Here is a 12,952-nt window from a genome sequence, read left to right as displayed (position 1 = left end):
GTATATTCAAAACCGGCTCCGCCTCCGTAGCATCAGTTGCATTTAACATATTCCTAAACTTAAAAAGAACTTGAAAAAGTTATTTACCAACCTCACTTTCTGGGTACTTACTGCCATTACCGGTGGTGCATTGCTGGGACATTACTACCCTGAACAGGCTGTTCAGATGGATTTTCTGGGCAAAGGTTTTATCCAGATCGTAAAGCTGTTTATCAACCCGATTATATTCCTGACGATCACCCTTGGAATTATCGGCATGGGCGACCTCAAAAAAGTGGGGAAAGTGGGCGCCAAAGCACTGATTTACTTTGAGGTAGTTACTACACTGGCCCTGATTGTAGGCATCATTGTAGCCAATATCATTCGTCCCGGAGCAGGCGTGGTGAAAGGGAATTTACAAAAAGGAGATATTGCTGTGTATGCCAATAAAGTCCAGGATTTCAGCTGGTGGCAGTTTTTTCTGGACAATGTAACGCTGCAGGTACTGCTTGTATCGCTGATCCTGGGAACTGTATTAAGCAAGTACTCTGGTAAGGATAAAATCATCGGATGGCTGAGCTTTGCTTCTAAATATGTCTTCAAAGCGCTGCACTGGGTGATGCTCTTTGCACCTGTCGGAGCGTTCGGCGGAATGGCGTTCACGATTGGCAAATACGGAATTGCTACGCTGCTTCCACTTGGCAAACTGATGATTACCGTCTACGCTACGATGGCGATCTTTATATTTGTCATATTGGGCCTGATTCTGAAAACCTATAAAATCAAAATATGGGATTTCCTCAAATACATTCGTGAAGAGCTGCTTATTGTATTAGGTACTTCGTCATCGGAAGCGGCCCTACCTTCAATCATGGAAAAACTGGAACGCATGGGTTGCTCTAAGCCTGTAGTAGGATTGGTTGTACCGGCAGGCTATTCGTTTAATCTTGATGGTACAACAATTTACCTTTCTATGGCTACTATTTTCCTGGCTCAGGTTTTTGATGTACATCTTACATTGGGACAAATTTTATCCGTCATTGGCATCCTCATGGTAACCTCAAAAGGTGCTGCAGGCGTCACCGGCAGCGGATTCGTAGTATTGGCATCCACCCTTACCGCCATCAAGGTTATTCCTCTTGAAGGCCTGGCGCTCTTGCTGGGTGTTGATCGGTTTATGTCAGAAGCACGCGCTATCACCAATATTATCGGAAACGGCGTGGCTACCATTTGGCTTGCGAATAATGAAAAGGAGTTTGACCGTAGCAAAATGGAGTTTGCATTTGCCAATGTGCATCAAACAGAAAATATTATCACTGATAACCTGACTGATGTAACCCAGGAGAACAAATAAACTATTAATCTCAGGACTACGCTCAAAACGACAATTTTGTGACATTCCTTTGTTCACCTTACATTTGAAGATCAAATTTTTGAATTAAAAATGACTAAACAAGATATTACCATACCTACCCGCGCACCAAGAACATTCATTGGTGAAGACTTTGATTTAAAAAGCTGGGACGACCTTCTCCCTTTTTATGAGGATCTTAAAGCACGGGAAATCAATTCTGCCGGTGAATTAAAACAATGGTTTCTGAACCGTAGCGAACTGGAATCGTATTTGTCAGAAAACTTTGCATGGCGCTATATCCGTCAGACGTGTGATACAGCAAATACCGGATTGATCAATGCACTTCAGTTTTTTATCACAGAAATCCAGCCTAAGCTTTCTGAATACGGAAACGAACTGGATAAAAAGATAATCAGCAACCCTTTTCTGAACGACCTTACCGATAAAGGTTTCGACATCACGCTTCGCAGTATGAAACAGGCGATTGCGTTATTCAGGGAAGAGAACATTCCGGTGATTACAGAAATGCAGACCGAAGAGCGCAAGTATGGAGCCATTGCGGGTGCCATGACTGTAACACTCGACGGCGAAGAAATGACCCTGCAAAAAGCGGCCGACCGCCTGCAATCCACAGACCGTGCAATGAGACAGGAGGCATGGGAAGCTATTGCAAACCGCCGCTATCAGGATCATGAGCAACTTGATGAATTGCTGAATTCCCTGATCAGCCTGCGCCATAAAGTAGGGCAAAATGCCGGCTTTGAAAATTACCGCGACTATATGTTTGCGGCCATGGGACGTTTCGATTATACACCGGAAGACTGCTTTAATTTCCATCATTCGGTGAAAGAAGCGATCGTACCTCTGCTGAGCGAAATGGCTGCTGAACGCAAAAACGCACTTTCTGTAGACAGCCTTCGTCCGTGGGATACCAAGGTAGACCCGCAAAATCTTCCTCCTTTGAAACCATTCAGTACGGGTGAAGAATTGCTGGAAAAAACCATCAGATGTTTCAGCCGGCTTGATCCGTTCCTGGGAGACTGTCTGCGTACGATGAAAACCATGAAACATCTGGATCTTGAATCGCGGAAAGGCAAAGCACCAGGAGGATACAACTATCCGCTTGATGAGATCGGAGTGCCGTTTATCTTTATGAACGCGACTTCCAATCTGCGCGATATGGTTACGCTTTTGCACGAGGGAGGCCATGCGGTTCACTCCCTTGTAACCCGCGATCTTGCTTTGAATTCTTTCAAACATACCCCTTCAGAAGTTGCCGAACTGGCGTCCATGTCTATGGAGCTGATTACGATGGATTTCTGGGATGAGTTTTTTGAGAATGAGTCTGATCTGAAACGTGCGAAGATACAACACCTCGAATCGATTATAGAAACATTGCCCTGGGTAGCGACCGTGGATAAGTTCCAGCATTGGATGTACGAAAACCCCGACCATACAGCCGAACAGCGAGCCAATGCCTGGGTAAATATTTATACTGAATTCACCGATACAGTGATGGATTGGTCGGGCTATGAGCAATTCCGGGCTTCCTTGTGGCAGCGGCAGTTACATATCTATGAAGTGCCATTCTATTACATTGAGTATGGTATTGCTCAGTTAGGTGCAATCGGAGTCTGGAAAAACTATCGCGAAAATCCGGAAGCTGGTCTGAAAGGATACATGGATGCGCTGAGACTGGGCTATACGGCACCAATCACAGAGATTTACGAAGCCGCCAACATTCCTTTCAACTTTTCGGAAAACCATATCACCAATCTGATCAGCTTTGTAAAAGAAGAACTGGAACGATTAAAAATTTAACAAATAGGCGCGTTCGATTTGGTGTTTAGTGAAAAGGCACCTATTTTTGCGCATATTACTATGAACCAGTAACAAGATGAAAATTAGTAAAGTAATCGCATTTGTTGCCTCTGTTGCACTTTTGACTTCATGTGAGTATCAGAAATATAACCACATCGGTCAGAAAGATGTGAATGAAACAAGCACATATGTGTACGGTGTGAGCCGCGACTCTTTGCCAGCGCAAATGAAGCAACAATATACTGCAAAGCCCGAACTTGAAACTCGTGTAAATGCAATTCGTGAGAAGCTATATAGCGGAGCAACCAGTGCTGTTGCAAAACAATAATCTTACTCAGATAAAAATATAACAAGGGATATCCTCATGCAGGGTATCCTTTTTTTATGTTAAATTTTGATACAGACAGTCTCAAAGCAGTTTTCCCGACACATGAGCAATCGGTTGGGATAATTGTACGTTTTTAATTTACTTTACATCTCTATTGCACACACGAGCAAAACATAGCATTATTTTAATATCAACTTTAAAACCGCATTATTACACAACATGAATATAGCACTGGTGACCGGTTCTGCCGGCCTGATAGGAAGCGAGTCAGTAGCATTCCTTGCTGACAAATTTGACCTGATCATTGGAGTTGATAATAACCTCCGCCAATATTTTTTTGGTGCAGATGGTAATACCGAATGGAACCGTAACAGAATAGAAGACGCATATAACAACTACAAGCATTACTCAGCGGATATTCGCGAGGTAAGTCAGCTTGAACCTATATTCAAAGAATACGGAACGGACATTAAACTGATTATCCATGCAGCTGCACAGCCAAGTCACGACTGGGCTGCACGTGAACCGTTTACGGATTTTGGAGTGAACGCAGTAGGAACATTAAACATGCTCGAAATGACGAGACTACATGCTCCTGAAGCTGTTTTCATCTTCACTTCAACTAACAAAGTATATGGCGACAATCCTAATTACCTGCCATTGGTAGAATTAGAAAACCGTTGGGAAATCGATGAAAATCACCCTTACTTTGAAAATGGAATTGACGAAAGCCATAGCATAGACCATACAAAACACTCTATTTTCGGAGCTTCGAAAGTAGCAGCGGATATCATGGTTCAGGAGTATGGTAAATATTTCGGAATGAAAACTGCTGTTTTCCGTGGAGGTTGCCTCACAGGACCAAACCACTCTGGTGCCCAGCTTCACGGATTCCTTGCTTACCTGATGAAATGCGCCATCACAGGCAATCATTACACCATTTTCGGATACAAAGGAAAGCAGGTGCGTGACAACATTCACAGCCATGACCTGGTGAATATGTTCTGGCATTATTACCAGAATCCTCGTCCGGGAGAAGTATACAACGCCGGAGGTGGCCGTTTTGCAAACTGCTCTATGCTGGAAGCTATCGCACTTTGCGAAACTATCACAGGAAACAAACTTTCTTACTCTTACTCAGAAACCAACCGCATCGGTGACCATATCTGGTACGTAAGTGACCTTTCTAAATTTAAAGCGCACTATCCTGACTGGAATTGGGAATACGGCCTTGTGGAGACTCTGACTCAGATTCACGACGGTATCTCTTCCAGATTGGGTATCAAAACGGTTTAAAAAATTGAAATTGCTTCGGAGCATATACGTTCCGAAGCAATTTCGTTTCTATACATATGCCAGAAAGTTTTGTAATAATCATCCCTCAGTTCAACGACTGGGAAGCTCTTAATTTGCTCATATCCAAAATAGACACGGATTTAGAGCCCTCAATTTTACAAAATACTACACTGCTGATCATTGACGATTGCTCATTCAAAGAACGTACACAACCTTTTTCTGCTTTCGGCGGCAAGGAAATCAAGGTACTTCGTCTTTACCGCAATCTGGGTCATCAGAAAGCAATTGCTATCGGTCTTTCATATGCTGCAGAAAATCTGACGGCTGATAAAGTAATCGTGATGGATGCTGACGGAGAAGACGACCCTGCAGATATCAACAAGCTGGCAGCAAAATCTTTACAAACTCCCGGAAAAATCATTTTTGCAGAAAGAAACAAGCGTCGGGAAAACTTCGTATTTCGTTTCTTTTATGTGATTTATAAAATGGTTTTTAAGCTTTTGACGGGCAAAATTATCACATTCGGAAATTTTAGTCTTGTTCCCAAAGAGCGTCTGCAGAATCTCGTACGTGTTTCAGAAATCTGGAATAATTACCCGGGTGGAATTATTAAATCAAGAATTCCGTACGATTCTGTGCTGACCGACAGGGCAACACGACTGGCCGGAGAAAGTAAAATGAACTTTGTTTCGCTGGTACTTCACGGTTTGAGCGCCATATCGGTCATGGTTGATACCACGGCGGTACGTATTCTGATATTTTCTATTTGCATGTCTGGCGTAGCTATCGGATTTATAGTGTTCATCATTTTCCTGAAAATTATTGGTAACGCTACTCCTGGCTGGGCCTCTACGTTAGGAAGTACGCTGATGATCCTGATGTTGCAATCGTTCCTGATTTCGTTGTTTCTTGTCTTTATGGTATTGCAGTATCGCTCACAACAGCATTTTATTCCTGCGGTACATTATCGCGACTTTGTTGAAAAAGTAGATACATTCAGCTAGAAAGATGATCCACTTTGACAACACGCCTACGGTTTACTGGCTTCTCGGATATCTGCTTGCCGGACTTGTTATACTGAGTAGCACCGGGAAAAAAATTCCGGCAACGCTATACATCCTCGGCTGTATAGCACTCCTGATTTTCATGAGGTTGCCAGCTGTGGTATTGAACCGGGAACTTAATCCGGACGAAAGCCAGATGCTCAGCCACGCAATTACTTTATGGCAGGATCCTGTATACTGGCGTTCTGCAGACGGAACCACCATCGGCCCTCTTGATATTTACCTTCTTGTTATTCCTAAATTATTCGGATTTCAGCTCGACTACACTGCCGCCAGAGTAATGGGATTGCTTTGTACTGGTTTATCGGTTTACTTCCTGTTCCGTGCACTGGCAAACTTTTATAGCGAAAAGACCGCACGTATTACTATTCTTGCGCCGGTTCTGTTATTAGCTTTTACACAGGAAGTGGACTTCGTTCATTACTCCAGCGAGCAGGTGCCTGTTTTTCTCCTTTCCGCATCTTTATGGCTGCTTTCTCAACTGATTCTGAATAAAGGGCTCACACTTAGAAATAATCTTCTCCTGGGGCTGCTGGCAGGCATGGTTCCTTTTGCAAAACTTCAGGCAGTTCCACTTGCTATTGTCATTGTACTCTTTGCATTCCTTTCAAATATCCGGTATTACAAAAAAAACAGAAGCCTCCATCCTTTCATTATTCTCATCATTGGTGGCCTCTCATTTCCACTACTCGTGTTGGGACTCACGGTCAGCTTTGATGTTCTTGATGACTTAATCGACTTCTATATTCTGGGTAACGTCATTTATGCGGGCGGAAACACCACTCCTTCGATGATCGGACAATTCTTCAAAATTGCGGGTCTGTCGGAAGATTTCCTTGCTTTTACCTGCATCACTATGCTGTCGTTAATTGGAGTAATATGGTATACATTTTTCCAAAAAACGGAAAAAAGCAATCCAAAATCTATTATACATGGATTGACCGCTGTACTCGCTTTGTCCAGCGTTTATGCCGTTACGAAATCAGGAAATGACTTTATCCATTACCTCAATTTTTGTATTGCTTCCTGGACTCTGGTTACAGCAGCAGGTATACACAAGTTCGGAACAAAGGGAGTTATACTGCCTGCTATTCTTCTTTTGTACTTCCTTTCTAGTGATGCGCTTAGTTATAAAAGAAGCCATGTACTGAATGCATTCGTTTCCGATAATGCCACAGAACTTGCGCAAAGTCCGGTAGTGACAGAACTGAAAAAATACACCAACAATCGAGATTTCATGGCAGTTTGGGGTTGGCAATGCCGCTATTACGTGGAGGCACAACTTGCAGAGGCCACTTCAGAAAATCATTCTGAACGCTCAATCTTTGTACACGATCTCCAGGAGAAATACAGAAGCCGGTATCTCTCTGATATTCAAAGAACAACACCGGCTATATTTGTGGATGCAGTAGGTAAAAACAGCTTTTGGGTTCAGGACAGAAAGACTCAGGGATTCGAGAATTTTCCTTCCCTCGCTGATTTCATACATGCCAATTATACCTACAAAGGAACATTTGACGATACCCGTCTGTATGTCCGGAATGACAAACTATAGGTCTTCTATGGCTGGTACTCCCTCTGCCTGAAGCAGATCGCTAAGCGTAGTTCCATCCAAAACCGCAAGGTTGGCATCACGCCATTTTTCGAGCACAGTACGCAGACTGCATGTTTCTTCGCTTTTACAGTCATCACACTTACCGTAAAAGAACATGGAAACGCACAATGCAGGAGCTATCGGTCCGTCAATAATCCTCAATACTTTCGAGAAACTTACCTCGGCAGGTGGTACGCGTAGCATATAACCTCCACCCTTGCCCTTCTGGCTTTGTAATACTCCATTATTACGAAGATCTAATAGAATTGCCTCCAAAAATTTCTTCGGAATTTTCTCTTTCTCAGCTATATAAGAAATCAGCACGGGACCTTTACCATATTGCTCCGCCAATACCTTCAGCGCCTTCAGTGCGTATTTTGCTTTTTTTGATATCATTGTTGATTCAATGTACTTTATTTTCGCCTTTACTATAGAAACCCATCTGTCAGTATCTGTTACTGTATACGGATCAGATAAGTAAGCTACAAAAATGTATTAATTTTAAGAAATAATTCACTGAATCCCTCAAATTAAAAGCAATTGAGAAGATTCAATACTATCGGTTTGCTATTCTTCCGTTGCCCTGTTATTTTGAGTTACTACTCTTATAATACATAACAAACTGACTACAAGTTTCTTCATCTCAAATTCTTTACCTTATGGCTGCAATCATAGAGCTGTTAATTCCTGACAGACAGATACAAATCTCAGCATGCCTGCTTCTATACGGGTCAGAGGCCAACCATGATATAGGAGCGCAGATTATTGAGGAAATCAACAGCATGTACAATGCCCCGGCAGCGAAGACAACAATCCTTAACCAGGAAATGCAGGTAGTTTTTGATATAAGTTATAAGTTAATCAGCACTTCCGAAGCAGCTCGTATAGCCTCAATGAATGACGATTATCGCTATAATTTTATCAGGATCGAATCAGAAAACCATATTACAAGGTCCTTCATGGGTTTCGGGCTTGGCGACAATTCCGGCCAATGGCTTACTTCCGACCAGCTCGGCACTTCCACCACAGCCGCACATGAATTTGGCCATTGCCTGGGACTCGATCATCCGGCCAATGCGGATTTTCGCGGTTCATCCTCTCCTCCGCCGATCATGGCGGCAAGAGGTAGCCTGGTCGATCCCCAATACCAATGGAACCCACTCGCCAAAGCAGGAGAATACGGCGGAACAATGAACCCCAAATACAGAAAAGTAACCAAAGAAGAAATTGAACTCCTACTGGACGGGCTCAATTTTGAGCAGAACGCCACTTATTATGTTGGCTATTTATCTAATAATCTGTTTGATCGGGGAGGGAGCGTGGTTTGAAGGTAAGTACCTTTCCTTTAAACTAATGGCCTCTTTGAATTTTGGGGTTTAACCAATCATCTGCTTTGTCATAAATCAGCTGATAAAGACTGCGTCTTGCGACGATAAATTCTGCTTGCAATGTCAAGCCTTTTGTAAGAGTGACGGAATAGCCATTTTTCAACTTCAGTCCGTTATAACTTAAAGCACATTTCACTTTAAATACCGGCATATCATTTACAATAGTAAAATCTCTTGATATATCAATAACAGTACCCTTTATCATTCCCCACTCAATATAGTTAAATGCATCCATTCTAAACAGAACGGATTGCTTTCTTTTAATTAATCCGATATCTCTCGGGGAAAGATAACATTCGGCTATAAGTAATGAATCATCGGGAGAAATTGTACCAAGTGTCTCTCCTACCTGAATAAAGCTTCCGATATATTTGCCTGAAATCTGTTGAATTGTTCCCGTAACCGGAGCTTTAATGATGTAACTTTTTCTTTGCTCCTCCAATTGTTTACCTTCCGCCAACAACTGCTGCAATGCTGTATGTTGGCTGGTTAAGTCAGATTGCCATTGACCCAGTTGCTGTCTGAAAGTAGATTCGTATTGTGCAGCCAATTGTGTGTACTCAAATTCCTTTGCGTCAAATTCACGCATGGCAATTACCTTCTCAGTAAAAAGCTTTCGATCTGCCTCCAGTTCTTTTTTTATCTTTTGCTGATGAAACAGGTTTTCCTGCATTTTAGACTGAAATGAAAAAAATTGCTGGGCGTAGAGTGATGTACTAAAAGTGTGGTGATCATACAAGCTCTGTTTATTCAGACTGACAAGCTTTCCAAGATCATTCATGAAAGAAGTCCTTGCCCCTTGCTGGTCTTTATTCAATTGAAATTTGGCAGATAGCTCCTGTGAATTTATTTCATACAATACCTCACCTTTTTTCACAGACTGATTTTCACTTACCGCTACATTTTGGATAACACCGTTGACAAGAGAGCGAAGCTCAGTTTTTTCATTTTTTGTGCGTAAAATACCGTTGCCGGGAATGGAAATATCAATATAAAGAAATGGTAGAGACAGCAAGGCTAATATCACTGCCAGGGTAGTGACTGCATAAATCCACTGGCTCCTGACTGCCACGCGTGGCAAATATCCTTCTACACTATTTTCCAAAACATCGGCGGGGAAAAGTTGCTGCTGCATGAATCAAAAAGTCAAATTAAATAACTGAAGGTTCCGGCATGATTATCCCTTGCTGCTTCCATAAAGTCTTATACTGCCCGTTTTGCGCGAGCAATTCTTCATGTGTTCCTTTTTCAATAACCTTCCCTTTATGCACAACAACGATTTCGTCCGCATCCTTGATGGTGGATAAACGATGAGCAATGAGTACAACAGTTCTCCCCATAGCACACAAAGATCTTATTGTCTCCTGGACATACTGTTCAGAAATAGTATCCAAGGAGGAAGTGGCTTCATCAAAAATAATTATTTCGGGTTCACGATATAAAGCTCTTAATATAGCAAGTCTCTGTCTCTGGCCGCCCGAAAGATTATTCCCGTTTTCAGTCAGCTCGGTAGCATATCCATTGGGCAGTTCCTCAATGAATTCATGAATACCCAGCTTTCTGGCATAATGAAGTATTTTTTTTACATCCGGTTCAAATTCACCAAGCGCAACATTCTCCAACACAGTTGCAGCAAATAAGTGTATCTGCTGTGGAACTACGCTGACCAATCTTCGTAAACTCTCATTGCTCAGATGCTGAATATCATAATCTCCAATCCGTACCCGTCCGTTTTTAAGCGGATACAGATTCTGCAGCAAGGAAATAAGCGTCGACTTTCCCGACCCACTCTCTCCCACAATCGCCGTGATCTTGCCCCTCTTAATAGCAAGGTTTAAGTTTTCAAAAATAACTGCCCGGCTTCCATACCTGAATGTTACATCTTCCAGATGAATATCGCCGATCATGTCGGGCGTAAGCATAATCTTGTTTTCTGTTTTTTCCCGTTCAAGATCCATAATCTCAAAGAGCCTGTCCGCAGCAATGAGTGCATCTTGTATTGTCCTGTTTGCACTGATGAGTCTTCCCGCCGGCCCCGTAAAATAGCCCATCAGAGCATAAAAAGAGAAAAGTTCTCCGGCAGTAAGCTCATTGCTGACCACAAAGGAAGTACCAACCCAAAGTAAGATAATCGTAAAAAGCTGCGATACCACGCCGCTTGCTGTGCCTACAGACAAGGAAGCCATAAAAGAGCCCGAAACTGTCCGAATCAACCTGATAAACCGGGTTTCTGTTTTATAGTTGGCATAACTTTCCATACCGAAGCGCTTGATAGTTGCTGCCGCATTTAACGATTCTACCAGCTGGGCTTCCAGTTCGGCCGAGTTTTCCATCAATTCCCTTTGCAAACGTTTATTTATCCTGTTTGACAACCAATAGAAAAACACATAAAACGGAATAATAGCCAGCATGATCAGAGCCATTTTCCAGTAATAGGTAAACATAATCAGGAAAGAGAACACTACAATAAACACATTCACGACCAAATCCAGAACTGTTTCATTGATAAAGGACCGGATCTTGACGGCATCATTGACCCTGGAAATGATTTCCCCGACCCGCATCGTATCGAAAAACTGCTGGGGAAGTGTGAGCAGATGTTTGTAATATCCCAGAATTAATTGCGCATCTATCTGCTGACCAGTCCTGAAAACAAACACGGTCTTAATCGTACCGACAACGGTTTGCAGTAGCAGAATAAACAACATACCGATGCTTAGCAAACGCAGCAGATTCAGGTTCCCAGAGGGCAGTACATGATCCGTTATTTTTTGAATGTAAATGGACGTAGACAGACCAAGTAATGTAGCAATGGCTGCCCCGAATAATGCCTGGATCATGACGCTTTTATGCGGATTGACCAAAGCCCAAAAACGGCGCATAGCGGATATCCGCTGATCACCTGCTTTAAATTCCTCGGTTGGAAGCAGGATCATCAATACGCCGGTCCACAGTTGTTTAAACTCATCTTTGGTTTTTGAATGAAGCTTGCCATCTCCCGGATCCATGTAGGTTATTTTCTTATCAGTTATTTGATAAAGAACAACGTAATGGTGAAGACCGGCACCAGGGCTTCCATCAGAAGACTCGGTGCTCTTTTTTACAACGATATGGGCAATGGCAGGCAACGGAATTTTTGACAGATTTTCTATCATGCCTTTCACCCCCTTAGCCTGAAAACCAAGCTTTTGCGCAGCCTCAATAAGACCCAGCATATTGGTTCCCTTCTGGTCCGTGCCTGCATACTGGCGAATACGGGCTATCGGAAGGCGGAGTTTATAGTGGGCCGCAATAGAAGTAAGACAGGCTGCGCCGCAGTCTGTGATGTCATGTTGTTTGATAAGTGTGTGTGTGGTCAAAATAACTGTTCGTATTATCCGATCGATTTAATGGAATCTGTTATCAACCTGCTTAGTTCAGCCGTTGAGTTAATGCCAACATGTAATAAAAGCGGCCACAGTATGGAATTATATTTAATTGCCAAATAGCTTTGCACCGCGCCATGAACAAATTGCGGAAGAACATAAAGAGGATACAAATAAAAAATGGCACCGTTTAAAGGATAAAAGTTAACTACATGCAGCAACGCAAACGAGATAGTCAACATCCAGCATAAATGGTTATATTTTCTCCGTATCAAAATTGGCTTGGTACTATTGCTGTTAAAAATAATTATACCCCCAAAAAGAATTATTAAGACGGCACGATACCACCACAAATATGCATCAATTTGAAAGATGTCATAAACGAAATATTGAATAAAGACAACAAATATAATCCATTTTAAAAGATGAGACTTTGTTAAAAGAGGCAAACGAAAAGTACATTCTTCAATAAAGGGGGCAATCAGACAAGTTAAAAAAAATGTACCTGCTCGGGAGCGGTTCGTTCTAAACTCATTGCCATTTCGTCTTAGATTTTCGTAGACAGAAATACCATACTTTGACTGCAAAAAACTCTCTACAGCCATGATCACAAGACCAATTAAGACCCCTGCGCCAAGGCAAAATAGGTAACTTCTTTTTAAGATTGTTACTTTCTCTTTTAAAGAGGGTGCATTTCAAAACTACGCAGCCTGCTTTAATATCTGTGTGACACATCCCCATCGATTACTTTCCTTTATAACTC

10 protein-coding genes are annotated in these 12,952 nt (G+C 42.4%); 7 read left to right on the top strand and 3 right to left on the bottom strand.

All coding sequences use genetic code 11. From position 1 onward, the window contains the following. Positions 1–70: 70 nt before the first annotated feature. From DSL64_RS19890 to DSL64_RS19865, 6 genes are all read left to right on the top strand, one after another. Positions 71–1,333 (top strand): cation:dicarboxylate symporter family transporter, encoded by a 1,263-nt coding sequence (locus DSL64_RS19890; protein ID WP_115832689.1) that lies wholly within the window; start codon positions 71–73, stop codon positions 1,331–1,333. Between the two features lie 90 nt (positions 1,334–1,423). Beyond that, positions 1,424–3,154, top strand: a complete 1,731-nt coding sequence (locus tag DSL64_RS19885; protein WP_115832688.1) for a M3 family oligoendopeptidase — start codon at positions 1,424–1,426, stop codon at positions 3,152–3,154. Between the two features lie 76 nt (positions 3,155–3,230). Beyond that, a complete protein-coding gene (locus tag DSL64_RS19880) occupies positions 3,231–3,482 on the top strand; it encodes a hypothetical protein (protein ID WP_115832687.1) in 252 nt (83 codons plus the stop codon). Positions 3,483–3,701: 219 nt separating this feature from the next. Next, complete coding sequence (locus tag DSL64_RS19875) at positions 3,702–4,778, top strand: NAD-dependent epimerase/dehydratase family protein (RefSeq protein ID WP_115832686.1); 1,077 nt, start codon at positions 3,702–3,704, stop codon at positions 4,776–4,778. Between the two features lie 56 nt (positions 4,779–4,834). Then, a complete protein-coding gene (locus DSL64_RS19870) occupies positions 4,835–5,782 on the top strand; it encodes a glycosyltransferase (protein ID WP_115832685.1) in 948 nt (315 codons plus the stop codon). Positions 5,783–5,786: 4 nt separating this feature from the next. Further along, entirely contained in the window at positions 5,787–7,397 is a 1,611-nt protein-coding gene (locus tag DSL64_RS19865; protein ID WP_115832684.1) for a hypothetical protein, read from the top strand. Here the strand turns inward: DSL64_RS19865 and DSL64_RS19860 are convergent. Further along, positions 7,392–7,832 (bottom strand): RrF2 family transcriptional regulator, encoded by a 441-nt coding sequence (locus DSL64_RS19860; protein ID WP_115832683.1) that lies wholly within the window; start codon positions 7,830–7,832, stop codon positions 7,392–7,394. The genes DSL64_RS19865 and DSL64_RS19860 overlap by 6 nt on opposite strands. 263 nt (positions 7,833–8,095) lie before the next feature. Between DSL64_RS19860 and DSL64_RS19855 the strand changes: the two genes are divergently transcribed. Beyond that, complete coding sequence (locus tag DSL64_RS19855; RefSeq protein ID WP_115832682.1) at positions 8,096–8,764, top strand: M10 family metallopeptidase domain-containing protein; 669 nt, start codon at positions 8,096–8,098, stop codon at positions 8,762–8,764. Between the two features lie 22 nt (positions 8,765–8,786). Here the strand turns inward: DSL64_RS19855 and DSL64_RS19850 are convergent, their stop codons facing one another. Both DSL64_RS19850 and DSL64_RS19845 read right to left on the bottom strand, forming a co-directional pair. Continuing rightward, on the bottom strand, positions 8,787–9,959 hold the full coding sequence (locus DSL64_RS19850) for an HlyD family secretion protein (RefSeq protein WP_115832681.1): 1,173 nt from the start codon (positions 9,957–9,959) through the stop codon (positions 8,787–8,789). 16 nt (positions 9,960–9,975) lie between these two features. After that, a complete protein-coding gene (locus DSL64_RS19845; RefSeq protein ID WP_115832680.1) occupies positions 9,976–12,183 on the bottom strand; it encodes a peptidase domain-containing ABC transporter in 2,208 nt (735 codons plus the stop codon). Between the last annotated feature and the right edge of the window lie 769 nt (positions 12,184–12,952).

It is taken from the genome of Dyadobacter luteus (assembly GCF_003383615.1).
Lineage (GTDB): Bacteria > Bacteroidota > Bacteroidia > Cytophagales > Spirosomataceae > Dyadobacter > Dyadobacter luteus.
Note: the sequence above shows the minus strand (reverse complement) of the source record. Positions and strands in the feature narration are given on the sequence as shown.